The sequence below is a fragment of the Collinsella sp. AF15-51 genome, from assembly GCF_003462845.1.
Lineage (GTDB): Bacteria > Actinomycetota > Coriobacteriia > Coriobacteriales > Coriobacteriaceae > Collinsella.
On record NZ_QRYG01000001.1, the window covers coordinates 184,944 to 210,472 of the forward strand.

23 protein-coding genes are annotated in these 25,529 nt (G+C 60.8%); 7 read left to right on the plus strand and 16 right to left on the minus strand.

Annotation, left to right across the window (positions count from 1 at the left end):
- Positions 1-2: 2 nt before the first annotated feature.
- Complete coding sequence (locus DWW51_RS00875; RefSeq protein ID WP_055252059.1) at positions 3-1,091, minus strand: putative manganese transporter; 1,089 nt, start codon at positions 1,089-1,091, stop codon at positions 3-5.
- Positions 1,092-1,262: 171 nt separating this feature from the next.
- Here DWW51_RS00875 and DWW51_RS00880 point away from each other — a divergent pair, with 171 nt between their 5' ends.
- The 5 genes from DWW51_RS00880 to DWW51_RS00900 all read left to right on the plus strand — a co-directional run bounded on the left by DWW51_RS00880 (position 1,263) and on the right by DWW51_RS00900 (position 6,890).
- The gene (locus tag DWW51_RS00880; protein WP_055252061.1) at positions 1,263-2,231 is read left to right on the plus strand and encodes a hypothetical protein; all 969 of its coding nucleotides are present in this window, start codon (positions 1,263-1,265) and stop codon (positions 2,229-2,231) included.
- Between the two features lie 349 nt (positions 2,232-2,580).
- Positions 2,581-3,771: a hypothetical protein gene (locus DWW51_RS00885; protein ID WP_117773004.1), complete on the plus strand. Its 1,191-nt coding sequence runs from the start codon at positions 2,581-2,583 to the stop codon at positions 3,769-3,771.
- Positions 3,772-4,190: 419 nt separating this feature from the next.
- Complete coding sequence (locus tag DWW51_RS00890) at positions 4,191-4,556, plus strand: helix-turn-helix transcriptional regulator (RefSeq protein ID WP_055252065.1); 366 nt, start codon at positions 4,191-4,193, stop codon at positions 4,554-4,556.
- Positions 4,557-4,619: 63 nt separating this feature from the next.
- Entirely contained in the window at positions 4,620-4,838 is a 219-nt protein-coding gene (locus DWW51_RS00895) for a cation transporter (protein WP_089572082.1), read from the plus strand.
- A gap of 99 nt (positions 4,839-4,937) precedes the next feature.
- Entirely contained in the window at positions 4,938-6,890 is a 1,953-nt protein-coding gene (locus DWW51_RS00900) for a heavy metal translocating P-type ATPase (protein WP_197032116.1), read from the plus strand.
- Between the two features lie 224 nt (positions 6,891-7,114).
- Here the strand turns inward: DWW51_RS00900 and DWW51_RS00905 are convergent, their stop codons facing one another.
- The 9 genes from DWW51_RS00905 to DWW51_RS00945 all read right to left on the minus strand — a co-directional run bounded on the left by DWW51_RS00905 (position 7,115) and on the right by DWW51_RS00945 (position 16,644).
- Positions 7,115-7,492 (minus strand): metal-dependent transcriptional regulator, encoded by a 378-nt coding sequence (locus DWW51_RS00905; RefSeq protein WP_089572084.1) that lies wholly within the window; start codon positions 7,490-7,492, stop codon positions 7,115-7,117.
- Between the two features lie 188 nt (positions 7,493-7,680).
- Complete coding sequence (locus DWW51_RS00910) at positions 7,681-8,451, minus strand: Cof-type HAD-IIB family hydrolase (RefSeq protein ID WP_089572086.1); 771 nt, start codon at positions 8,449-8,451, stop codon at positions 7,681-7,683.
- A gap of 6 nt (positions 8,452-8,457) precedes the next feature.
- Complete coding sequence (locus DWW51_RS00915) at positions 8,458-10,317, minus strand: ABC-F family ATP-binding cassette domain-containing protein (RefSeq protein WP_117773006.1); 1,860 nt, start codon at positions 10,315-10,317, stop codon at positions 8,458-8,460.
- 203 nt (positions 10,318-10,520) lie between these two features.
- Positions 10,521-11,393 carry a phosphate ABC transporter ATP-binding protein PstB gene (gene pstB, locus DWW51_RS00920; protein ID WP_197032117.1) on the minus strand — a complete coding sequence of 291 codons (873 nt, stop codon included), beginning with the start codon at positions 11,391-11,393 and terminating at the stop codon, positions 10,521-10,523.
- A complete protein-coding gene (gene pstA / locus DWW51_RS00925; protein WP_117773008.1) occupies positions 11,390-12,316 on the minus strand; it encodes a phosphate ABC transporter permease PstA in 927 nt (308 codons plus the stop codon). The genes pstB and pstA overlap by 4 nt, the downstream gene beginning before the upstream one ends.
- Complete coding sequence (pstC, locus tag DWW51_RS00930; protein ID WP_117773010.1) at positions 12,309-13,217, minus strand: phosphate ABC transporter permease subunit PstC; 909 nt, start codon at positions 13,215-13,217, stop codon at positions 12,309-12,311. The genes pstA and pstC overlap by 8 nt, the downstream gene beginning before the upstream one ends.
- Before the next feature lie 24 nt (positions 13,218-13,241).
- Positions 13,242-14,180 (minus strand): phosphate ABC transporter substrate-binding protein, encoded by a 939-nt coding sequence (locus DWW51_RS00935; protein ID WP_117637295.1) that lies wholly within the window; start codon positions 14,178-14,180, stop codon positions 13,242-13,244.
- Positions 14,181-14,490: 310 nt separating this feature from the next.
- Positions 14,491-15,927, minus strand: coding sequence for a M20 family metallopeptidase (locus tag DWW51_RS00940; RefSeq protein ID WP_117773012.1), 1,437 nt, complete (start codon positions 15,925-15,927; stop codon positions 14,491-14,493).
- Positions 15,928-15,981: 54 nt separating this feature from the next.
- Complete coding sequence (locus DWW51_RS00945; protein ID WP_117773014.1) at positions 15,982-16,644, minus strand: HAD hydrolase-like protein; 663 nt, start codon at positions 16,642-16,644, stop codon at positions 15,982-15,984.
- A 156-nt stretch (positions 16,645-16,800) separates the two neighbouring features.
- On the opposite strand from DWW51_RS00945, the gene DWW51_RS00950 reads away from it, so the two are divergent.
- Positions 16,801-17,661: a DegV family protein gene (locus DWW51_RS00950; protein WP_117773016.1), complete on the plus strand. Its 861-nt coding sequence runs from the start codon at positions 16,801-16,803 to the stop codon at positions 17,659-17,661.
- A 93-nt stretch (positions 17,662-17,754) separates the two neighbouring features.
- On the opposite strand, the gene DWW51_RS00955 is transcribed toward DWW51_RS00950, so the two are convergent.
- The 5 genes from DWW51_RS00955 to DWW51_RS00975 all read right to left on the minus strand — a co-directional run bounded on the left by DWW51_RS00955 (position 17,755) and on the right by DWW51_RS00975 (position 21,845).
- Positions 17,755-18,063 carry a type II toxin-antitoxin system YafQ family toxin gene (locus DWW51_RS00955; RefSeq protein ID WP_117773018.1) on the minus strand — a complete coding sequence of 103 codons (309 nt, stop codon included), beginning with the start codon at positions 18,061-18,063 and terminating at the stop codon, positions 17,755-17,757.
- 2 nt (positions 18,064-18,065) lie between these two features.
- A complete protein-coding gene (locus tag DWW51_RS00960) occupies positions 18,066-18,365 on the minus strand; it encodes a type II toxin-antitoxin system RelB/DinJ family antitoxin (protein WP_117773020.1) in 300 nt (99 codons plus the stop codon).
- A gap of 113 nt (positions 18,366-18,478) precedes the next feature.
- Positions 18,479-19,237: a TIGR00730 family Rossman fold protein gene (locus DWW51_RS00965; RefSeq protein WP_117757760.1), complete on the minus strand. Its 759-nt coding sequence runs from the start codon at positions 19,235-19,237 to the stop codon at positions 18,479-18,481.
- Between the two features lie 213 nt (positions 19,238-19,450).
- Positions 19,451-20,590, minus strand: coding sequence for a tRNA guanosine(34) transglycosylase Tgt (tgt, locus tag DWW51_RS00970; protein ID WP_117773022.1), 1,140 nt, complete (start codon positions 20,588-20,590; stop codon positions 19,451-19,453).
- A gap of 454 nt (positions 20,591-21,044) precedes the next feature.
- Positions 21,045-21,845 (minus strand): SDR family NAD(P)-dependent oxidoreductase, encoded by an 801-nt coding sequence (locus tag DWW51_RS00975; RefSeq protein ID WP_006235414.1) that lies wholly within the window; start codon positions 21,843-21,845, stop codon positions 21,045-21,047.
- Between the two features lie 294 nt (positions 21,846-22,139).
- Between DWW51_RS00975 and DWW51_RS00980 the strand changes: the two genes are divergently transcribed.
- Positions 22,140-23,903 carry a hypothetical protein gene (locus DWW51_RS00980; RefSeq protein ID WP_117773024.1) on the plus strand — a complete coding sequence of 588 codons (1,764 nt, stop codon included), beginning with the start codon at positions 22,140-22,142 and terminating at the stop codon, positions 23,901-23,903.
- Between the two features lie 367 nt (positions 23,904-24,270).
- Here the strand turns inward: DWW51_RS00980 and queA are convergent, their stop codons facing one another.
- Entirely contained in the window at positions 24,271-25,482 is a 1,212-nt protein-coding gene (gene queA / locus DWW51_RS00985) for a tRNA preQ1(34) S-adenosylmethionine ribosyltransferase-isomerase QueA (RefSeq protein WP_117773026.1), read from the minus strand.
- Positions 25,483-25,529 lie beyond the last annotated feature (47 nt).

Consider the following 25,529-nt stretch of genomic DNA (forward strand, 5'->3'; position numbering starts at 1 on the left):
ACTTAGAGGCCAACGGCGGAGAGGATGAGGCCCCAGCCAGCGCCGATGACGTACATCATGATCAGGAACACGGCATTTTCGCGGGCGCTGCGGTTGGTGCGGAACAGCACCAGATAACCCACGCCGGCGGAAATGAGCGTGCCGGCGAGCATCGGCGCCAGTTGCAGCGCGCCTTCCAGATACAGCTGTGTAATGACCACGCTCGCCGAGCAATTGGGAATCAGCCCGACAAGCGCCGAACCCAGGACAGCGAGTGTCTCGTTGCCGCGCAGGAACTGCTCGATCGCGGACTCGCCGAACGTCTCGAGCACGGCGACCAGAATCAGCGTCACCAGAAAAATGAATACCGAGACCTGCACGGTGTGCGAGATCGCACTGCGGATGATCGACAGGACAGGCGTCCCTTCGTGGGAGTGAGAGTGACCGTGACCGTCATGGTGTTCATGTTCGCCCTCATGACCGTGATCGTGGCCATGTCCGTGTTCGTGCTCGTCCTCGTCTTCATCACAACCGCAATGGTCGCGCTCGCACAGCTCGTGGATGTGGTCGGCGCTCACGCCTGCCTCGGCCACCTCGTCGATGATGTCACCGCCGCTGTGGTCGTCGTGCGCGCAGTTCACGTGGGCCGGGTTGGCCGCGGTTCCCAGCACGGTACGGCGAATCGCCGCGTGCGCGCGGGCGTTACGGCGCAGGCCGCGAATGGCAGCGTCCACGATAAAACCCGTGACCAGTGCGATCAGCGCTTTCGAAGCCAAAAGCATCGCCATAGTCTGCACGGGAACCTGCTCGGCAAGCAACAGCGGCAGCATCTCATCGGAGGTCGAAAGGAACACCGCCACCAACGTGCCCAAGGTCACGACACGGCCGGCGTACAGCGTTGCTGCCATGGCCGAAAATCCGCACTGCGGCACCATGCCCAGCAGCGAGCCAACCACGGGACCCGCAGCGCCGGCGCGCTTGATAGCGCCGTTGACGCGGTCGCCCGCAACGTGCTCAAGTGTCTCGAGAGCAAGATACGTCACCAACAAAAACGGCACCAGCGACAGCGTGTCCTTGCCGGCGTCGAGCAGAATATCAATCAGTAAATCCATGACGGATGGAACCTTTCGTGTCTTTCGGCAGCATTGTAAAAGTCCTAGCGGTCAACTAGGGTATTGTAGTTGTCCCGGGCGCGGTGCCAATAGTTGCCTATGGTAAACTATCATCTCGCCATAACTCAGTAACCTCGAGCCGCACAACGCGGCCCGTCCAAGGAGTAGCATATGAACGTATCGCAAGCACTCGAATACGAGCGCCAGCCGTTTATCCCCATGTTTATCTACGGCGACCACGGCGCCATGGAGTCCGAGCGCCAGAAGGGCGAGGAGGCCCTCAAGGTGCTCGAGACCGAGTACTTTACCGCCGAGGGCGACCCCGGCTTCGACTTTGCCACCGTGCGCGACCTGGCCGACCGCAACCGCGACCTGTGCGACCAGATTGGCGAGGCGCGTCTGCGCAACGTGACGCCCGCGACGCTCTCGCGCGGCCTGTCCGATGCCGACACCTGCGCCGCCATCGGCAAGATGCAAAAGCGCACCGCCGCGTCCGTTATGCGCGAAATCCGCGGCGACCGCGACGCGCTCGGCGTGGCCTACGCCCGCAAGCCCATCCAGGGCACCGTGCTCGGTATCGACATCGAGACCACCGGACGTGCACCCGAGCGCGGCTATATCATCAACGTGGGCTGGGAGATCATGGAGCTCACCAGCGACGCCGTCCCGCATGACGCCGAGGCACACTACTGCGGCCTGCCCGACATCTACCGCGGCGAGGATGTGCCGTTGTCGAATATCCACCACATCACCTGGGACGACATCGACGGCAAAAAGCCGTTCCGCGAGAACAAAGAGCTGCAAAAGCAGCTGCTCAAGCTTATGAAGAAGTACCCGTACATGGCACACAACGCCGCCTTTGAGGACAGCTGGTTCAAGATCCACCTGGACGGCTACGCCGAGGCACGCCGCGCCGGCAAGATCATCGTCATCGACTCGCGCCAGATCTGCCGCAGCCTGGACGCCGACGTGCGCTCGCTCCCCCGCGAGTCCGCCCCCGCCGCGCTCGAGAACTGGGCACGCCGTCGCGGCACCCTCGCGCCCGACGCCAACGAGCAGCATCTGGGTCTGGACGACACCGACCTCATGCTCCGCACGGTACAGGCCGAGTTCAACCTCAAGAACCTATTCGCGAAATAGCAACGCCTGCGACAAACACTACTTGCTCACGAGCGGCCTCGCAGCGGGAAACACCGCAGCGGGGCCGCCCTATGTTCCACAGATAGATCTGCCATCACAAATTCTGAACCCTCATTTTGAACGATTTCGGCCAATTCCCGACACGTAATTCGTTGTCGGATGGTGATGCATCGATATCAAATGTGCAGCAATTGAGTTTTTATATGCTATAGCTAAGCTGCGATAACATTGATTTTAGGCATGCCAACCCATAATTGCGTCAAGCTTTTGGACAGCATTTGGTTAGGCCCCTAAAACGACTTTCCCACTCAGCGCCATCAACACGGCATTAGCTGACACGATATATACCATGAGTATCGTATTGTCACATACCACTGCAAAAGCGGTCTACCAGGCCGCGCATTCGGCGTCTGCGAAAGACACCGAGCCCTGTAACCCTGCCGCGATTTACGGATCATGTCCCACCGGAACGCTCCTTGACGCAGCCGCAGAATGGCTCACCAAACACGATGTTTCCCTCGACGCAAATGATTGCCTCGAGGTAATGGTGTTTGATCGCAGGAATGCGCGCTATGCAATGAACTGTCAATGCCACGTTTCGTCAAAACGATTCTCGAACTCACGCTTTATAGAGCTCAAAGATGGCATCTTCATTGTTGGCGTTGAGCTTTGCGCACTTCAGGCCGCCACCTATCTCCCTTTTCGCGAACTGGTGGAGTACTACTTTGAATTGTGCGGCGCTTACTCCCTTGGAACCGGCTCTTCCACCTCGTATAACGAGCGTTTCGCGCTCACCTCGACCGAAAGGTTAAAACAGTTCTTTAATTCCATTACCAGATGCGACGGTCTGGCCCTTGCCCGAAAGGCAATCCAATGTGTGCGCGACGGATGCCGGTCTCCTATGGAAACGGCCTTTGTCATGATGCTAACGCTGCCTAAAAGCGAAGGAGGGCTTGGTATTAAGGGAATTGAGACCGATTACGAGGTGCAGGTCACCGCTGCCGCAAAGAATCTCACGAGACGCAAAAAGTTCTTTATGGATGCGTATCTAAAGAAATCTCGCACAGACATTGAATACAACGGGTTTTATCATGACGCGGAAGAAGACCGCGCCATCGATGAGGAGCGCAAGAATGCGCTTGCGTCCATGGGATGCGGAATCATCACCGTCAGTCGTTATTCCTTTATGCATGCCAGCGCTTTCGTTAGGGTCATGGAGGCGATCCAACGGAAAGAGGGCATACGCCCCTCGCGTCTGCCAAAAGACTTTCAAATCATGCAAGAGGACCTGAGACAGTTTGTGCTCAGAAGGTTTATAGAAGAGAAAAAGCGAATTCAGAAGCAGCTTCGCCAGGATTCCGAAGATCGTCAACGAATCGACCTCGAAAAAGCAACACTCGAAGGCATCACGCTGGATGACCCGACAATAAATGAAGTTCCGGCAATCGATGACATGCAGACTGTCGAATCCGACAGCCCATCATTTGCCCAAATAAGCAGCCTCGCGCCCGAGGGCAGAATCTTCGGGGCCGGAAGCTAGACCGGCTAACAAGGTGGGTACCCTAGCGATGTGCAAAATTGCGAGTATTCAGCAGGGTCGGCGCTCCAGCACCCACAAGTTAATCCAAATGAAAAACAAAAACGCTATCGAACGGGAACGTTAGGCAACATTTGAGGAAGACCTTGTCTGTTTACCGCCCTTGGATAACTCTTGAGCGGCTTTATTTGGCCTGGAATAGATTAACGGACCCCCTATAGTTGCAGAATACTCCAATTTTTGCACGGCGCGGGGGCACCCACCCCGGCATCGGCTATCAAAACCGCTCAGTCCGGAATCTCGTCCACTATTCCCCATCATTTTATGCGACGAATTACCTGTACGTCATTGACATATGAACATGCGCTCATATAATCGGAAGTAATTTATATGAGCGCATGTTCATATGAAAGGATGTTGCAATGAGCAGCCACGCTGATGAAACAAAGACTGGCATCGAGGCCACCGAGCCGATCGTCCCCACCACCTGCTCGCCCGAGGACCTTCCCGACGAGGAGCTGTTGTACGACCTGGCCGACCTGTTCAAGGTCTTCAGCGACACCACACGCATCAAGATCCTCTATGCCCTCATGGGCCGCGAGCTCTGCGTGGCCGACATCGCCGAGGCGACCGCAACCTCGCAGTCGGCAGTATCGCACCAGCTGCGCACGCTTAAGCAGTCGCACCTGGTCAAGTTCCGCCGCGACGGCCGCAACATTCTCTACTCGCTCGCCGACGATCACGTCTACACCATGCTTAACCAGGGCATGAGCCATATCTGCGAATAGCAATCACCCACGGTATCAGCGCGGCCGGCACCCAGACCGCTAACACAGGGAAAGGAACCCACCATGAAAAAGCAGTTTAAGCTCGACGAGATCGATTGCGCCAACTGCGCGCGCGAGCTTCAGGACGAACTTGCCAAGCTCGAGGGCGTCAAGTCCGTTTCGGTCAACTTTATGACCCAGAAGCTGACGCTCGAGGCCGACGACGCCAAGTTCGACGAGGTCCTGGACCGCGTCGTTGAGTTCACCGCCGACGCCGAGCCGGACTGCGAGATCATTCTCTAACCCGCGCATACGTTGACCTGCGAGGCCGCGCTTGCCGCGGCCTTTGCTCGCGAAATTATATGAGCAAGTGTTCATACACTCAAATGGGAGGTTTGAATCATGGCAGCCGCCGATCCCAAGAAGAAAAAGAAGAAGCGCAAGAAGAAAGAGTCCCTTGAGCATAAGCGCAACCGCATCCTGGTAGCACTGGGCATTTTTGCCGTTGTTTATGCCCTCGACGAGCTCGGCGCCCTCGCTATCGCATTTGGGGAGCCCGGCAACATCTACGCCAGCTTTGTGCTGTTCCTCGTGCCGTTTTTGATTGCCGGCTACGACGTACTGCAAAAGGCATTCAATAACATCCGCCGCGGCAAGGCCTTCGACGAGAGCTTCCTCATGGCCGTCGCGACCATCGGCGCGTTTGCCATGGTGCTCTTCCCCGACACCGACCCGCACATGGCCGAAGGCGCCGCTGTCATGCTGTTCTACCAGGTCGGCGAGTTGTTCCAGGCATACGCCGTGGGCAAGAGCCGCAAGTCGATCAGTGCCATGATGGACATCGCGCCCGACTACGCTAACGTCGAGCAAGCCGACGGCACACTCGAACAGGTCTTTCCCGATGACATCGCCGTCGGCACCGTGATCGTGGTCAAGCCCGGCGAGCGCGTGCCTATCGACGGCGTCATCGTCGAGGGCGAAACCCAGCTCGACACCGCCGCACTCACGGGCGAGTCGGTCCCCCGCCCGGCCAAGACCGGCGACGATATCATCAGCGGTTGCATCAACATGACGGGCCTCATCCACGTGCGCACCACCAAGCCCTTTGGCGAGTCAACCGTCGCGCGTGTTCTGGAGCTCGTGGAGAATGCCAGCGAAAAGAAGGCGCGCACCGAGAACTTCATCACGCGCTTTGCCCGCGTCTACACCCCCGCCGTCACTGGCGCTGCCGCGGTGCTCGCGCTTGGCGGCGGCCTGGTGACTGGCGCTTGGTCCGATTGGATCCTGCGCGGCCTGACCTTCCTGGTCGTCAGCTGCCCGTGCGCCCTCGTGATCAGCGTACCGTTGAGTTTCTTTGGCGGCATCGGCGGCGCGTCCAAGCTGGGCGTTCTCATCAAGGGCTCCAACTACCTCGAGACGCTCGCCGACGTGGACACCATCGTCTTCGACAAAACGGGCACCCTCACCAACGGCACGTTCTCAGTCGTCGCGGTGCACCCCGAGGCTGGCTATACCGAGCAGTCGCTGCTCGAAGTCGCAGCCCTTGCTGAGTCGTTCTCCGATCACCCCATCGCGCAGTCCGTGCGCGACGCCTACCAGGGCGAGGTCGACCCCAAGCGCGTGAGCGACTCCGCCAACGACGCGGGCCACGGCGTGACGGCAACCATCGACGGCAAGCACGTCGTCGTTGGCAACGCCAAAATGCTCGCCGCGGCCGGCGTTGAAGCACCGGACTGTGAGGTTGTCGGCACGATCCTCCACGTGCTCGTTGACGGCGTGTACGCCGGCCACATCGTGATTGCAGACACCGTTAAGGCCGATGCGGAGCAAACGATTCGCGACCTGCATGCCGCCGGTATCAACCGCACCGTCATGCTCACGGGCGACCGCGAGGAGGTTGCAGCGTCTGTGGCCAAGCAACTCGGTCTCGACGAGTTCCACGCGCAGCTCCTGCCGGGCGACAAGGTCGAGCGCGTTGAGGCGCTACTCGCGGCCGAAAGTGGCAAGGGCAAGCTCGCCTTTGTCGGCGACGGTATCAACGACGCTCCTGTGCTTACGCGCGCCGATGTGGGCATTGCCATGGGCGCCATGGGCTCCGACGCCGCGATCGAGGCCGCCGACGTGGTGCTGATGGACGACAAGCCGTCCAACATTTCCCGCGCGATCCGCGTGGCGCGCAAGACCATGTCGATTGTTTGGCAGAACATAATCTTTGCGCTGGGCATTAAGCTGCTGATCCTTGTGCTGGCAGCGCTGGGTATCGCCAATATGTGGCTTGCCGTCTTTGGCGACGTAGGCGTGGCGATCATCGCTATCCTGAACGCCATGCGCGCGATGGGTGTCAAGAACCTGTAGCGCCTGTGGTCCCTCCGGCCGGGACCGGGCTTGGTTTTGAAAACGTCCTCGACCAATGAAGCGCCCCCGTTCTGCTCCTTCGGAGCTACGAACGGGGGCGCTTCTGGTCTGCGGAGTGTTTTCAAAAACCAAGCCCGGTCCCGGCCTGCGGTAACGTTGCTGGCGGTTCTTGGGCATCGCTTGCTGGCGGGGTTCCTTGTCTGAGTTGGACTTGGTTGGCGGGGCTACTGGTCCCGGTCGCTGTCCCGTCCCAGCATCGCCCTCAGCTTCTCAAAGCTTTCCTCGCTCAGGCAGTGCTCCATGTGGCAGCCCTCTTGCGACGCGACCTCAGCCGAAACACCCGCATCCTCCAGCAGCCCCACGAAAAAGCAGTGGCGCTCCCACATTTGACGGGCAACCTCAAGACCGCGTTCCGTCAGATGCACGTCGCGTTTGCCCATCTCCACGTAGCCGGTGCTCTCCAAGGCCGCCATGGCTTTAGAGACGCTTGCTTTGGTTACGCCCAAGTATTCGGCAACGTCGATCGAGCGCACGATGCCCTGACGTTCCGATAGAACGTAGATCGATTCGAGATAGTCTTCTCCGGATTCACGCAGGGCCATGGGCCGCCTTTCGCGATGGCTTCTAGTTAGCCTTTGGATACTTTTGCTTGATTTACTTTACCGCAAAAGTTGCCCATGTCTTACTACTTTGCCTAAAAGTTAGCCGTGTTTCACAAAACGTGCGGGACGAAAACAAAATGGGGACGCCCCGCAAGGAGTGTCCCCAGGCGCCGGGTGCCGGCCCGCAGTTACATCAGCCCAAAGTGCTTGGCGGCGTTGTAGATGCCGTCGTCATCCACGGCGGTCGTCACATAGGTCGCTGCAGCTTTCACGGTCTCCTGCGCGTTGCCCATGGCCACACTTGTGCCCACGGCCGAGAACATCGACAGGTCGTTCTCGCCGTCGCCAAAGGCAATCGCCTCGCTCGCGTCGACACCCAGGCGTTCCAGCGTCGCCGCGACACCCAGGTCCTTACCGCCGTTGGCAGGGATAATGTCGCAGAACAAATCACACCAGCGCGTAGTGAGAGAATGCGACACCGCGTCGGTCACGATATGTTCGTCGGCAGGGTCCACAAAGGCGCAGAACTGGTAGACCGGCGCATCGAAGGCATGCTCAAACGGTTCCTCGTGGTAGACAATCCCCGCGTTGCTGCCGGCCGTCACCACGCGCTCGGACAGGCGGTTCACAAACGAGTTCTCGCCCTGCATACACAGCGAGTCATAGCGCCCCTGCGCCACCTGGTCCACAATCGCCGCGACGTCGTCCGAATCGATCGGGCAGCTGCGGTAAACGCCCTTGGCATCAAAACAGTGCTGACCCGAAAGCGTGATGTACGCATCCCAACCAAGATCGAACAGCCAATCGGGCATCTGATAGGTCGGGCGACCCGTGGCGATCACGCACGCAATCCCCTGCTCATGAAAGCTGTCGAGCACCTGCTGCGCCGACGCCGGAATCCGATGGGTCTTAAAGCTCAGCAACGTGCCGTCGATATCGAAAAACGCGGCCTTGATCATCCTCGCCTACTCCTCGCCCTCGAGCTTTTCGCTCGCCTCGAGCCACGCCATCTCCAGCTCGTCCATGGCGGCATGGGCCTCGTCGATCTTTGCCTGCTGTTCGCCCAGCGCCGTGTAGTTGGTGGGATCGACCTGGGCCATGGCGGCCTCGGCCTCCTCCACGCGGGCGCGCTGCGTCTCCATCTTGCGCTCGAGCGAGCTCACCTCGCGGCGGAGCTTCTGGCGCTCGGCATTGGAAAGTCCGTTGGGCTGGCCGCTCGACTTGGGCTTTTCGGCTGCAACCGCTGCGGCGCCGGTGTCGAACGTGCCGGTCTTGGCGCTCGGCGCGCCCACGGGCTCGCCCTCGGCAGTAGCGTTGCACAGGCGCAGGTACTGGTCGACGCCGCCGGGCATATGCGTCAGATGACCGTCAAGCAGCGCCCACTGCTGGTCGGTCACGCGCTCCATCAAGAAGCGGTCGTGCGTCACCAGGATCAGCGTGCCCGGCCAGCCGTCGAGCAGGTCCTCGACAATCGCCAGCATGTCGGTATCCAAGTCGTTGCCGGGCTCGTCCAGGATAAGCACGTTGGGCTCGTCCAGGATCGTCAGCAGCAGCGACAGGCGACGGCGCTGGCCGCCCGAAAGATCGCCGATGCGGCTCCAGAGCTGCTGCGTCGTAAAGCCCAGGCGCTCGCAGAGCTTCTCGGGCGAGGTCTCCTTGCCGTCGATGACATAATACTTCTTATAGTTGCTCAGAACCTCGCGGATCGTGTCACCCATGTAGGGCTCGAGCTCCTCGAGCTGCTGCGACAGCACGCCAAAGCGCACCGTCTGGCCGATCTTCACGCGGCCGCGCAGGGGCGCGATCTTGCCCTGAATCACGTCGAGCAAGGTCGACTTGCCGGCGCCGTTCTCACCCAGCAGACCATAGCGGTCGCCCGCGCCGATAAGCCAGGTCACATCGGAGAGCACCTGCTTGGGCGCGCCGTCGGTATCGGCATAGCCGGCGTCCACGTCGATCACGTCGATGACCTGTTTGCCCAGGCGACTCACGGCGAGGCGCTTGAGCTCCAGCTCGTCGCGCACGGGCGGCACGTCGGCGATCAGCTCGCGGGCGGCTTCCACGCGAAACTTGGGCTTAGTGGAACGGGCCTGGGCGCCACGGCTCAGCCATGCAAGCTCCTTGCGCGCCATGTTGCGACGGCGCTCCTCGGTAACCGCGGCCATGCGGTCGCGCTCCACGCGCTGAAGGATATATGCGGAGTAACCGCCCTCGAAGGGGTCGACCTGGCCGTCGTGGACCTCCCACATGCTAGTGCAGACCTCGTCCAAGAACCAGCGATCGTGCGTGACCACGAGCATGGCGCCCTGGCCGCGCTGCCAGCGAGCCTTAAGATGGCGTGCAAGCCAGTTGATGGTACGCATGTCCAGGTGGTTGGTGGGCTCGTCGAGCATGAGCACGTCGTAGTCACCGATCAGCAGGCGCGCGAGGTCCACACGACGGCGCTGGCCGCCCGAAAGCTCGCCCACCATGCCCTCCCAGGGCACATCGCTAATAAGGCCAGCGAGGATCTGACGTGTACGCGGGCTCGAGGCCCACTCGTACTCAGGCGTGTCACCGACGACAGCATGATGCACGGTATCGGTATCGACAAGCTGGTCCTTTTGGCCGAGTAGACCGATCGTGATGCCGCGGCGGTGCGTCACGCGTCCGTCATCGGGCTCCAGCGTGCCGGCGAGCACGCTCAGCAGCGTCGACTTGCCGTCGCCGTTTTTACCGACAATACCAATGCGGTCGCCCTCGCCCACGCCGAGCGTCACGCTATCGAAAATATGCTTGGTGGGAAACTCTAGGCTGACGGAATCGCATCCCAAAAGAATCGCCATATGCCCTGCTCCTTCGTAGAAATTCAACGTTCTCCATGATAGCGAAAACCACCACAAAGGGGACGGGCGCCTTCGTGGTGGTTTTGGGCAAGCGCACCAGCACACGACACAAAAAGGCGGGCCATCTCCCGCAAGAGATGACCCGCCTCTCCAATCAGTCCCGCGACAACCGTGGCCGCCGCAGGCCTCAAGCATGTCCCGGACTAGGAGAACATGCCGGTGAGGTAATCATTCAGCCGCTTATCCTTGGGCCGTTGGAAAATCTCGTCGGTCTCGTCGTACTCGACCATATCGCCCATGTAGAAGAACGCCGTGCGGTTGGACACGCGCGACGCCTGCTCCATGTTGTGCGTCACGATGACGATGGCGCGGTCGGCCGCGATCGACGACATGAGGTCCTCGATCGCCAGCGTCGAGATGGGGTCGAGCGCCGAGCAGGGCTCGTCAAACAGGATCACGTCGGGGTTGAGCGCAAGCGTGCGCGCGATGCACAAACGCTGCTGCTGGCCGCCCGAAAGCGCGTAGGCGCTCTTGTCCAGCTTGTCCTTGACCTCGTCCCACAGCGCGGCGCCACGCAAGCTCTCCTCGACCATGCGGTCGAGCTCGTCGCGGTCGGTGATGCCGTGGCGCTTGGGCGCAAACGTAATGTTGTCGCGAATGGACTTGCGGAACGGGTTTGGCTGCTGGAACACCATGCCAATGGACCGACGCAGCTCGTAGGTGTTCTCGGTCTTGGTGTTCACGTTGCGGCCGCGGTAGTTGATCTCGCCCTCCACGCGACAGCCGCGAATCTCGCGATTCATAAGGTTGAGGCTGCGCAAAAAGGTCGACTTGCCGCAGCCCGAAGGCCCGATGAGCGCCGTGATCTCGCCCTTGTGAAAGTCGAGCGACGCATCGTGCAGCGCATGGTGGTCGCCATAGTACACGTTGACGTCCTTGGTGGAGACCACGACCTCGTCGCTCACGGCCTTGCCGCTCACGCGAACACGTTTCTCGCTCTCCCCCACGCTCGACAAAAAGTCCTGGGTGTCGGACGATGCCGCCTCGGTTGCGGGCGTTGTGTTCATCTCGCTCATTCGGCCGTCATCTTCCTTGCCAGTTGCTTGCCCACGATACGGGCGACTACGTTAAACAGCAGCACGCAAATCATCAGCAGTGCCGCGATGCCCCAGACGATCTGCTGGGCCTCGGGGCTGCCCTCGCCATAGATCTTGTAGATGTGCACGGCCAGCGACTCGCCGGGACGGAACACGTTCCAGGCGGAGGTGGGGCTCGACAGGTTAAAACTCAAGAAGTTCAGGCGAACCGGCGAGCTCATGCCCGAGGTAAAGAGCAGCGCCGCGGCCTCGCCAAACACGCGGCCGGCCGAAAGCACGATGCCGGTCACGATGGCGGGCATGGCCTCGGGAATCAGGATGTGCAGTGTGGCCTCCCAGCGAGTGAGGCCCATGGCCAGGCATGCATCGCGCTGGGCCTGCGGCACGTCCTCGAGCGCCTGCTGAATCACGCGCACCAGGATGGGGATGTTGAACATGGTGAGCGCGACGGCGCCGGAGATGATGGAGTACTTCCAGCCCAGCTGCACCGAGAACACCAGAAAGCCGAACATGCCTACGACAATGGAGGGCAGCGAGGACAGCGTCTCGATGGCGGTCGAGGCGATGTCGCGAATAGGCCCATCGGGCGCGTACTCAACCAAAAAGACCGCGCCGCCCAGGCTGATGGGCACCGAGATGATCAGGGTGATCAGCAGCAGATAGAACGAGTCGAACAGCTGGTAGAGCACGCCGCCCTGCGTTCCGTTGGCGCGTGCGGGCTGCGTGAGAAAGCCCGGCTGGAACAGCGTCGAGATACCCTCGAACAGGATGTAGGCCACCATGGAGACGACGATAAGCATGACGATGGCGACAATCGCCGTCAGCACGCCCGTGGCGATGCGGTCCTGCTTTTGGACACGCCCGAGTCTCGCCTCGTCGATGTGGATGCGCGTGCTAGCCACGAGCCTTCGCCCCCTTGCGGCCGATAAGGTGGATGATCAAGATGAAGATGAGGCTCATGCCCATCAGCAGCAGACCGAGCGCCCACAGAACATCGTCTTGGGCCGAGCCCTCGGCATAGACCGCCATAGACGTGGTGAGCGTGGTGGTGATGGTGGACGCCGGCGACAGCAGCGACGTCGGCATGGCCTCGATGCCGCCGATGACCATACGCACGGCGAGCGTCTCGCCAAAGGCGCGGGTCATACCAAGGATGACCGCGGTCATGAGCGACTGCATGGCGGACTTGAGCACCACGTGCCAGATGGTCTGCCAGCGGGTATAGCCCAGCGCGAGCGAGCCCTGACGGTAGCTATCGGGCACGGCGCGCAGGCCGTCGACCGAAAGCGTAGTCATCGTCGGCAGAATCATGACCGCCAGTACGATGGCGCCGGGCAAGATGCCCAGACCCGTGCTTACGTGGAAAACGCTCTTCATAAGACCGACGACCACGTGAAAGCCAATCAGGCCAAAGACGACCGAGGGAATGCCGGTCAAAAGCTCAATAAGCGGCTGAAAGACCTTGGAGCCAAACTTAGGCTGGATCTCGACCGCAAAGATGGCAGAGCCGATGGCGATGGGCAGCGCGATGAGCGTGGAGAGCACCATGACCGCAAACGAGGTGACGATCAGGGGCAGGGCGCCGGTGTAGGGCAGGCCGTTTTCGGCTGTGTTGGCCAGATCCCACTTGGTGCCGGCGAAGAACTCTACGACCGAGACGCCGTCCTTGAGAAAAGCCGAGAGGCCCTTTTGGGCGACCATAAAGATGAGCGCGGCAACGACAAGCGTCACGAGCGCTACGCACGCGCCCGTGACGCCCAGGCCCACGTTCTCAAGGTCGCGCTTTGGCAGCTGTTTTGCCATTGCAAACCTTTCCGGGGCGATTACTTATTTAGCGGATACCTTGCCGCTGGCGTCCTTGACGACCTTCATGGCAGAGACGGGGATAAAGCCCTGCTCCTCGACGAGCTTGCCCTGGACGTCGTCGGAAAGCATGAACTCCAGGAAGGCCGTGGTGGCCTCGTCGGCGTCCTTGGAGCAGTACATGTGCTCGGTCGCCCAGATCTTAAAGGAGTCGTCGGTAACGTTTGCGCTCTTGGGCTCGACGCCCTCGACCTTGATGGCGTTGAACTTGGAGTCGTCGAAGTGCGAGAAGTCGAGGTAGGAGATGGCGTTGTCGGTGCTGGCCATCTGGGTCTGGACGTCGCCGGACTTGTCGAGCTCGGCGTCGCCCTTAAAGTCGTTGGCCTCGTCGCCAAAGACGGCAGCCTCAAAGGTGGCGCGGGTACCGGAGCCGGCCTTGCGGTTGAGGACGACGATGGTGGCGTCGTCGCCACCGACCTCCTTCCAGTTGGTGATCTGGCCGGAGAAGATCCCCTTGAGCTGCTCGAGGGACAGGTCGTCGACCGTAACGTTCTTGGAGACGACGGGGCCCATGCCCACGACGGCGACCTCGTGGTCGACGAGGTTCTTGACCTGATCGGCCTCGAGCTTGGTCTCGGCGAAGACGTCAGAGTTACCGATGGTGACGGTGCCGGCGGCGACAGCGGTCAGGCCCTTACCCGAACCGTTACCCGAACCGGAGACGGAGACGTCCGGATTGGCATCCATGAACTTCTCGGCAGCGGCCTCGACGAGAGCCTGGAACGAGGAGGCACCGTCGTAGGTCACCTCGCCGGAGACGGACTCGGCGGCAGCGGCGCTACCCTTGTCGGCGGCGTCGGAAGCGCCTGCGCCGCCGCAACCAACGAGGCCGAGGCCCACGATGCTGGCGAGACCACCAGCGAGGCCGAGGAACTGACGACGAGAATAAGCCTGATCGAGCATGATCTTCCTTTCATACAAGCGACTCGCGGGCACCCTGCCCGCTTTGCTGTTTGGAAAGATACGGTCTCGATCGGGCAGCGCCCGCGTCAGCTGCGCTTTATTACGGGCATCTGATAGACCCTTACCGCAAGCGCGGCAGGGCTTTACAAACGAATAACAATCCCGCCGACAAGCATGACCCGCCTTTTACACCAAATGATCCGTTTTCCTCCGTCCCCAAGGGATCATTTTCAGAAAGAGGACGGCATAGACCTTCTGGTCATGCCGTCCTCTTCGAAAGACAGGTTGTCACCCTGGCGTTCGCGTAACCTTAAAGCTCCAGCTCGTTCAAGCGCAGGATTGCGACGATATAAATCTTGAGCGCCTGCTTGAGCTGCTCTTCGTTGGCGCACTCATTGGGGCCGTGCATCTGGCCGCCCCATGCGGGCAGCTCCAGGCCGGTCTCCTCGGGGCCAAACGAGACGGCGCGGGCAAAGTTGCGTGCGTACGTGCCGCCGCCCATGGCAAAGGGCTCAGCATGCTTGCCCGTAAACTCGTTATAGGTATCAATAAGCGCCTTCACGGCCGGATCGTCGGCAGAGACCGAGAACGGCACCTTCGCACGACCCACACGGCACGTCACGCCAAAACGGCCTACGAGCGGATCGAGCTGCTCGCGGATGGTATCGGCACTCGTGCTGTCGGGGAAGCGCACGTCGATGACCTGCTCAATATGGCCATCCGCCACGCGGATGACGCCAGCGTTGCAGGTAAGCGGGCCAAACGCCGGACTCGTCGCATCGATACCTAGGCCGCGGCCATAGGCATCCGCATGCACAAAGGCCAGGAACTTGACGAACTCGTGCTCGGCAGGCGTCAGCAGGCGCTCGTCGCGCGCACCAAACGCATCCTCGGCCTCGCGCAGATACGTCACGATGAGGCCGACGGCGTTGATGGTGCCCTCAGGCATCGAAGCGTGGCCGCCAATACCGTGGGCGAAAATCTGCGCATGCCCGTTATCAAGCGCCGTGATCTCCAGGCGGTCGGCGTTCTCAACGGGCGCCGGCAGCTCATCGGCGGCAATCGCGAGCTCGCAGATGGACTGCGACGGAATGGCATTGCTCGCCTCGGAGCCGCTCCACGACACGATGCGCCCGCCGTCGATCTTGGGACTCACGAACGTCGCCCCAAACTGGCCCTTCTCGGCATTGCAGACCGGAAACTCGGCATCGGGCGTAAACAAAAAGTCGGGGTCTGCGTGGTTCTCCAGATAATGGTGAACGTCGGACATGCCCACTTCCTCATCGCAGCCCAGCAGCGCGCGGAAAGTATAGCGCGGGGTAATGCCGTGCTTGAGCAGATAGGCGCCGGCGTAGAGTGACAGCACCGCCGGACCCTTGTCGTCGATAACGCCGCGGCCGAGCAGCCAGCCCTCGCGACGCTCCAGCGCAAACGGGTCGGTGTTCCAGCCCGGGCCGGCGGGCACCACGTCCACGTGGCAGATGGTCGCGAGCTGCTTGTCGCCGCGGCCAGGGATATCGGCAATGCCCACATAGCCCTCGTCGTCGCTCGTCTGATAGCCAAGCTTCTGCGCGATGCCGAGCGCACAGTCGAGCGCGTCACGGACCGGGCGGCCAAACGGCGCGCCGGGCTCTGCATCGGCAGAAACTGCCACGGACGGATAGCTCACCAGCTGCTCGATATCGGCGACGACATCTTCCCAGACCTCGTCGACATACTCAGCGACGCTCTGCTCCACCTGATTCATAGACTGCCTCCTTACCAATGAGCGGCAAGCGTACCCGCCCCTCACATTTAGTTCCTAGATAGAGAAAAGTTTAGCAAGCTCGGCCACCGAGTGCACCACTGCATCGGCACCCGCCGCCTCATGCTCACCCGGCGCCGCCGCGCCCGAATAGATGCCGATGCACGGCACGCCCATCGCGTGCGCACCCTCGACGTCGTTAAAGCGATCGCCGATCATCACGGCATCGTCCGCCGTCGCGCCGAGCGCCGCCAGGGCATCGCGAACCGAATCGGCCTTGGTCTCGCGCCCCTGCGGCGGATTCATGCCAACCACGGCTTCGAACTGAGAAAGACCAAGCTCATGCACCATGTCGATGCATTTGGCCTCCATGCGTGACGTCGCCACGGCCATACGCTTGCCCCGGGCGGCCAACTCATCCAGCAGCTCGGGAATCCCATCGAACACGGGGTACTCCTCCGGTCCCAGCTCATCAAAAAAGGCGCGGTACTCGTCGGCCACCACAAGCGACTCCTCGCGGGAAAAGCCGTAAAAGTCGTGAAAGCTCTTCCACAGGGGCGGCCCGATCATGCGGCGCAGATCACCCATCTGCGTCTCCGAAAACCCGCGCGCAGCCAGCGTCTTGCGCGTCGAGGTCGTCACTGCCCGACCCGTATCGGCCACCGTGCCGTCAAAATCGAACAGCACAACCGGCCGCTCGCAAAGTTGCAATGCCGCCATCGGCACCCTTCTTCCCCAGTTGATGATTTCCACACCACCGCTTCAAACTGTTGACTATTCAACAATTGAACCTAGCAATGTAGAGCAACTCCACTATACTTGTCGCACTTTGCTTTCAGAAGGCGGCGCTGCCGCGCCCCAACGAAAGGTGCAATTATGTCTTTTGCCATCATAACCGACTCCACGTCGGACATCTCCCCCGCCCGTGCCCAAGAGCTCGGCATTTACGTGATTCCGCTGCATGTGATTATCGAGGGCGAGGACCTGCTCGACCAGGTGCAGATTACCGCCGAGGAATACGTCGCCCGCATGGCTGGCTCCGAGCAGCTGCCGCACACCTCGCAGCCGAGCGCCGGCGAGTTCAAGGCGCTGTTTGACCGCGTACGCGCCGATGGCCACGACAGCGCGATCTTTATCTCGCTGTGCAGCGAGTGGTCCGCCTGCTATTCCAACGCATGCCTGGTCGCCGAGACCCACGAGCTCGACGTGCGCTGCATCGATTCGCGCACCGGCTCGGGCACCGAGGGCCTGCTGGTGGAGTACGCGCTTGCCATGCGCGAGGACGGCCGCAGCTTGGACGAGACCGAGGCGCAGATCCGCGCGACGCTGCCCGACGCCCACCTGCTGCTGATTCCCCGCACGCTCGAGAACCTGGTCAAAAACGGCCGCGCCCCCAAGCTCGCCGGCCAGCTCACGCAGATGCTCAACATTCGCCTGGCCGTTTCGCCGGAGTGGAAATCGGGCGAGATCAAGGCCATCAAAAAGGGCCGCGGCGCCAAGCGCATCGTCGCCAACACCATGGCAGATTGCCTCGCGTTTTTGGACGAGCACCCGGGCTCAAGCGTGCGTGTGCTCACGACCGGCGCCGCCGAGGAGCAGGAACTTGTCAACGAGGCACTCGCGGGCCAGGATTACGTAGACGCCGGCACCGGCCCCATCGGCTGCACCATCGCCACCCATGTAGGCGTCGACGCCATCGCCATCAGCTACTGTCCTCGTTACCAGCCCATCCACTAGGGGCACCTTTACCACTTGCGGTGGAATAGGAACTGTTTTTGGCTTATCAGCCGCAAATCAATCCCTATTCCACCGCAACTTAGAAATCGGCGATCAGCCCAGCGGACCCTGAAACAGTTCCTGATGAGTGCCCATTCTCACCAGCCTAATCACTGGGTTAGTCTTATGGGGAAGATAAAGAACGACCACATCGACCAAGCCATCGGATAGGTGGAAATCGATGTGGCCGTTGTAGTTTCCGCTCGGGTTTGAGAGCTCGTGGGCGCCATACTCCGCCGGAAGTGACCCATGAGCCACAAGCTCTGCAACCGCCGCTTTAAACTCACTTTTTAGCTGCGGATGCATGCGCATCGTTCGTTTGTAGTCCACCTTAAATTGAGCCTCGACTTTAATCTCGAACATCGCTATTCCTCATCGAGGAATGACATAAGCTCATCAGCGTTATTGAATGACAGGCTATCGTCCGGCAAAATCCCCAGCTCATGAGCATCGGCGATCACCATGGCGCGCCTCGTCACCTCGTTGGGCACCTCCGCCCTTCCTACAATCTCAAAAGGAATCTTTCGCTGATTTACCAGCTGCCGAACGGCAAGATTGAGATAGGAATTGAGGCTGAGGCCGACCGAATCCAAGAACTCAGTCGCCTGCTCCTTGAGCCCCTCTTCGATTCGAACCGTCGTAGGCTTAACTGTTGCTGTAGACATTTGCGACCTCCTCGCCCTCGTCTTTTACACCAGTATACCCAATATAAATGGCAATCTGATGTTAGATAACATCAGATTGCCATGCGTATTCATGTCGCGTGGGCACGATTGATCTACATCAGCCCGCTGAGCGCAATGTCAACGGCCTCGTTGAGGTCGTCGGTAATGTGCACCAGCTCCGGATCGAGCGGACTGATCATGCCGGCGTCCATCACCGGACCGTTGAGCCAGTCGAACAGGCCCTGCCAGTACTCGCTGCCCACCAGCACGAGCGGCATGCGCTTGACCTTGTGCGTCTGCACCAGCGTGAGAACCTCGAACATCTCGTCGAGCGTGCCAAAGCCGCCGGGAAATACGATGGCGCCCGAGCTGTACTTAACGAACATGGTTTTGCGCACAAAGAAGTAGCGGAAGTCCATGCCGAGGTTCACGTATTTGTTGAGCCCGTGCTCATGCGGCAATTCAATACCTAGGCCAACTGACTTGCCGTTGACACTCGCTGCTCCCCTGTTGGCCGCTTCCATGATGCCGGGGCCGCCACCGGTGATGACCGCCACGCCACGTTGCGCGATCTTGCGCCCGACGGTGCGCGCCGCCTTGTAGAGCGGATCGGTCTTGGGCGTGCGGGCGCTACCGAAGATAGTCACCGCAGGTCCAAGCTCGGCAAGTGCGCCAAAGCCATCGACAAACTCTGCCTGAATTCGCAGCACGCGCCAGGGGTCGGCGTGCAGCCAGTCAGTCGACTCCTCGGGCGCCAGCAGGTTGGCGTAGGTGTTGTCCTTAGGAATCATGGGGCCGCGCATGACCACGGGGCCGCGGCGGTACGTCTCGTCGTAGGCAGGCTCGCCCTCGACGTTCTCATTCTTAATCATGGGTACTCCTATCGAGAAAAAGAAAAACGGGCGGGGTCGACGCTATGCGTCAAACACCCGCCCGAGCATCAACTATTCGGTATGGTACCCACGACGCATCAAGCACTTGCAAGCTATCGGTCAGCGGTCGCGCAGCCGGTGTCAACGAATGTGACGACCGGCTGGCGCCCGACCATTGCCGTTGCCCACGCTCTGCAAGCGTGTCTGTCGCCCTTAGTAATCCACCGCGGCAGGACTATTCATCCAATCGCTCACGAATGCGCCGTAGCGGCCCTCGATAATGGCCTGGCGGGCACGCTGCATAAGGTTGAGCAGGTAGTAGATATTGTGCATCGAAAGCAAAATGCCGCCGAGCATCTCCTTCTGCGTGACCATGTGGCGAATGAGCGCGCGGCTGTAGCCGCCCGTGCACACCGGGCAGGTGCAGGTGGGGTCGATGGGGCCGTCGTCGTGCGCAAAGCGCGCGTTACGGAAGTTAAGGCGACCTTCACTGGAGAACGCCGTACCCATGCGACCGGTGCGCGTCGGCAGCACACAGTCGAACATGTCGATGCCCACGCCCACGCCGCGTACGAGCGTGGTGGGGTTGCCGACACCCATCAGGTAGCGCGGCTTATGCTTGGGCATGTACTCGCTCACGAGCGGCGCCAGGGTCTCGAACATGGTCTCGTGATCCTCGCCCACCGAATAGCCACCGATACCATAGCCCGGGAAGTCGCCGCACTCCTCCAGATGGCGCAGCGAACGCAGGCGCAGATCCAGGTGCATGCCGCCCTGAACGATGCCAAAGAGCGCCTGGTCATCGCGGGTATGCGCCTTATAGCAGCGCTCGGCCCACATGCTCGACAGCTCAACGGCGCGCTCAACGTAGGCGCGCGTGGCGGGATAGCCCGGGCACTGGTCGAGCTGCATGCAGATATCGGAGCCGAGTTTCATGGCGATTTCCATGTTGTCCTCGGGCGTCCAAAACACGTGGCGGCCGTCGTAATCGTTGACAATAAAGCGCACGCCCTCATCGGTGAGCTTGACGGCATCGTTGTGGCTGAAGACCTGGAAACCGCCCGAGTCGGTGAGGATGGGGCCGTGCCAGTTCATGAACTTGTGCAGGCCGCCCAGCTCGGCGATGGCATCCTCGCCGGGACGCATGGACAGATGATAGGTATTGGCGAGCACGATCTGGGCGCCGAGCTTCTTGACAGTCTCGGTAGGAATGCCCTTGACGTTTGCCTTGGTGCCCACGGGCATAAAGATCGGCGTCTCGATGTCGCCGTGCGGGGTGTGCAGCACGCCGGCGCGCGCGTGCGTCGTCGGATCCTCGGCAATCAGGTCGAATTTAAAAAGGTTCTGGTCCATAAACTGGAACTCCTTGGTTGCGGTTCATACGCAAACCATTATACGGGCAACCCGCAAGAAGCACCGACTCGACAGAAACTGGCGCGAGGAGGATACGGCAGGGACACGGCAAATGAGCGTGAATTTTTGGACGCTTACCGGATGAGCGTGGATAATCTCCCACTTTTGCCCAAAGCACAGCCCAAAAACGGGAGATTATCCACTTTCATTCTGCGGGCACTCATTTAAGTACGTCCCCGATGAGTGGAGCTATTTACCAGCCACGCCAACGCCGATGTTTTGGCAACGCCGATGTTTTGACAACGTCAGCGAGCGGTCACCAGGGCGAACAAATTGGCATGAAAAGAGGGCGGCATTGACCTTCTGGTCATGCCGCCCTCTTTGAATGACAAGTTGTCGCCCTGGTGACCGCGCAGCGTCGACCCGTTACGCGGTTTGGTAAAACCGCGTAACCCTACGGACGCTGGCCCATGCCACCCTCGAGGGTGACGGTCTCGCCGTTCATATACTTAAAGTCGGGACCGCAGAGCTGAACGACAACGCGGCCGATTTCCTTCTCGACGTCGCCGTAGTGGCCAGCCGGCGGCATGTGGACGTTGGCCTTGAACGCCTCAGGATAGGCATCCTGGAAGTTCTCGAGCGCAGCGGTCCAAGCAAGCGGGCAAACGATATTGACGTTGATGCCGTCCTTGCCCCACTCGTTGGCAGCGACGCGGGTCAGACCGCGGATACCCTCCTTGGCAGCGGCGTAGCTGCACTGGCCATAGTTGCCAAACAGGCCGGCGCCCGAAGCAAAGTTGACCACGGAGCCCTTGGTCTCCTTCAGGTGCGGGTAGGCCTTCTGCATGTACAGGTAGGTGGCATACAGACCGGAGTAAATGGCGAGGTTGAACTGGTCCATGGTGTGATCGGCGATCGTCACGCCCGAGGCGCTGGCCTGAGCGTTGTTGACGACGGCGTCGATGCGGCCGAACTCCTCAATGGCCTTGTCGATGACGTTCTGGACGACAGCCTCGTTGTCCTGACCAGCCGAGACATCGGCCTGAACAGGCAGAACCTTGACACCGTACTCGGCCTCGAGGGATTCCTTGGCGGCCTCGAGCTTGGCAACGTTGCGGCCGGTAATGACGAGGTTTGCGCCCTCCTTGGCAAAAGCGATATCGATACCGTAGCCGATGGAGCCAGCGGAGCCGTCCTTGAGCGTGGCCTTGCCGCCGCCGGTGACGATCACGGTCTTACCAGTGAAAAGTCCCATATAAAGTCCTTTCAAATCGCGACGGGCGCACCCGCCGACTGCGCGCATCCAAATAAACGCGACAAAAGCTGAAATGCAACTTTAACGGGTTCAAGTGAAAAGAAAAGGCCTCGGCAGGCGAACGGCATAACGTCTTTCGGCGAAGGGATTGTCAAGTACAAACTGGATAAAGTGGCCGAGTTTTTGCTATCGACGCGAGCCATCGAACACGTTTTGAAACTTTGCTGCAGCGCGCGGGATGTCGGCGCGAGACTTTATCATAGGGTGACAAACAACGATGAGGAGCACATGCCTATGACAGACGAGCTGGACCCCCAGACTCAACAGCATATTGATGATTCCGCAGACGTCACCGCAGATGCTGACGCTGTGACCTGCGATGATATTGACCTCGACGACCCCATCTTGGACGAAAGCGCTACGGCGGAAACCCCCGGCGCCGAAGATGCAGGCGAGCAAAATGACGATGTGCCCGCTCAGGACGACGCCCCTGTACAGGATGCTGCTCCGCAAGCTGCGGGCCCTATCGAGGTTTCTTCGGAAGAAGAGCTCGACGCCGTCATGGACTCCATGATGGATGCCGTCAAAGCGATGAAAGACGCCGTGGCCGACGCTGACGTTGACGCCGAGGAAGAGGAGGCCGCCGAGGCAGCCTCGACCTTCGTACCCGGCGAGACTCCGGTTGCCGACCAGGGCAGCACCATGCCCTCGTTCCTGCAACTCGAGCACCCCACGATCGGCGCCGACGCAGTCGACCCGCACGCAGCGGGCTTTTCCGTGATCGAAGGCGGCACCGGCAATATCGCCGCGCCACAAACTACCGATGTTGACGCTGCCGACACCGCTCGCCCGACTGCCCCGCACTCCCCCGCCGCGAGCCGCGATCTGGGGACCGCTGTCTCGAACACTGCGAACGCCGTGGGCACCTTTATCGCCCAAGGTGCCTCGGCCATGCGCGAGATGAACGCCGCGAAAAAGGCACTTGCCGATGCCCGCGCCCACCTGGCCGAACTTGAGCAGCGCATTGCCGATCAGGCCGAGGAACTCGAGACACGCCAGGATATCGCAGGCCGCTACGATCAGATCGTCGCCGACCAGCGCCAGGCGATTGCCACGGCCCAAAAGACTGCAGCGGCCGCCGAGATTGACCGTGATGCCCACGCCTCCAAAGCGACAGAGCTCAAGGGTCAGCTCGAACAAATGAAGACAGAGGATGACGCGACTGAGCTCCGCCTGAAGGCCGCGCTCGATGCCGTGGAGGCCCGCGAGGCGAGCTCGCGCGAGACCGGCAACCGCCTCGTTCGACGTCTTGAGGATTCCAAGCGCATCCGCGACAAGGTGAAGGCAGAGCGAGACACCGGCATTGCCGCCGCACAACAAACCGTCGACGCCACGCGCGCCCAGCTCGAGACGCTGCGTCATGAGTATGCCGAGCTGCAACGCAATCCCTCGGCAAATCCCGCCAACTATACGGTGCGCACCAGCGAGCTCTCGATGCAGATTTCCGACACGGCAGATGCCCTGCGTAAAGCCGAAGAAGATGTCCCGCGCATCACCGCCGACCTTGAGCATTCACTTGCCGCAGCCGAGCAGGCCGTCGAGCAGGCTCAAGCCCCTATCGCCGACGCAAAACGCGCGCACCAAGCCGTGACGACCGAAGCCGATGCCGCGCGCGACGAGTTGCAGACGGCGAAGACTGCCGCCGCGACTCGTCAGCGCGAACTGCGCGAGAAGATCGCCGCGGAGGACAAGGCACGCCGCGACCAGGAGCAGACCATCGCCAACGCCCAAGCAGATGCCGCACATGCACAGTCGATCATCGAACAGGCGACCGAAGTACACGACCACCCAGAGATCACTGAATCGCTCGCCGGGTCCTTGGCACGAGATAAGGCCGAACACGCCGAAACCGAGCGCGAAGTGGCCCAGCTCGAGGCTACCGAGGATGACGTACGAGAGCGCACCCGCGACTCACGCATCAAATTCACCGGTGCCATCGTCTGCATCGTCGCCGTGATTCTAGCGATCATCCTGGTCTGGCTCTTCGCGAGCAAGTAAACCAGTTGCCAAAAAACGTTCAACGCAGTTGCGGTGAGATAGTTCCTGTTTAGTCCTCAATAAGGCCAATTCAAGAACTATCTCACCGCAACCTATTTAAATCGACGCAAGGCAACCTATCCCTCTTGCACCAATCTCTTGACATAAGGACTGTCCCCAAGTGCCGACACAAAAGGAACGTCCCCAAGTGCCAACAAAGGCGACGCCGATGCCTTGGCAAAGTCAGCGAAAACCCGCCAGAGCGAGCAAGGTGCCTTGAAACGAGGCGGCATTGACCTTCTGGTCATGCCGCCGAAGTTGAAAGGCAGATTGCCGCTCTGGCGGGTTTGCAGCGTCGAGCCGTTACGCGGTTCGTAGAACCGCGTAACTAACAAATGAGCATCGCATCACCAAAGCTGAAGAAGCGGTAGCGCTCCTCGATGGCGGCGGCGTAGGCATCCATGATCTGGTCGCGGGTGGCAAGCGCGCTCACGAGCATCATGAGCGTGGAGCGCGGCACGTGGAAGTTTGTGATCAGCGCGTCGACCACGTGATAGGTCGAGCCGGGCATAAGGTAGAGCTGCGTCGTGGCGTTCTCGCGCACCACGATGTCACCGCGGCCAAGTGTATCGGCCCCGTCCTCGCGGCCCTCAAAATAGCGCGCCGTCACGGCCGGATCGGACACCGGTGCCTCAGCGTCAAAGGCGCTCTCGAGCGAGCGCACTGCGGTGGTACCGACAGCAATCACGCGATGCCCCTCGGCCTTAGCCTTATGCACGGCGTCGACAACCTCCTGCGACACGTGGTAGCGCTCGGTGTGCATCACGTGCTGCGTGGGGTCGTCCTCCTCCACCAGACGGAAGGTATCGATACCCACCTCGAGCTCGACGGCGGCAAACTTCGCACCCTTGGCCTCGATAGCGGCCATAAGCTCGGGCGTAAAATGCAGACCCGCCGTAGGAGCGGCAGCCGAGTGCTCCTCCTTCATGGCGTAGACGGTCTGGTACTTCTCGGGATCGCCCTCGTAATCGGTAATGTAAGGCGGCAGCGGCACGTGGCCGGCAGCATGGATGGCCTCGTCGAGCGTGCGCGGGTCACCGGCGGCATTGCAACCGGCCGGCTCAAAACGCACCAGACGACCGCCGCGGCTATCGGTGACAAAGTCGATGACCTCGGCCATCAGCACCACGGGAGCCCCCTCGGGCGCATGGGCGCCACCGGCGCGATACTCAATCTGAGCACCGGGCTTCAGGCGCTTGCCCGGCTTGACCAGGCACTCCCAAACGTGACCCAGCGGGTCAACATCCTCGCGGCGCTTGAGCAGCAGCGTCTCGACCACACCGCCCGAGCCAGCCTTGCGACCGATAAGACGGGCCGGCATCACGCGCGTCTGGTTGATGACGAGCACATCGCCCGGCTCGATATAGTCGATGATGTCGCGGAAGATGCGGTGCTCAACGGTACCGCCATGCTCTAGCGGCGTTCCTGTCTCGGAGCCTTTGCGATCAACCACCAGCAGGCGGCAGGAGTCGCGCGGCTCGGCAGGAGCCTGGGCAATCAGTTCCTCAGGAAGGTTGTAGTCAAAATCATCGGTACGCATAGACACGTCGGATACTCCTTATATAGCTAAAGTCCGCTCTACATCCT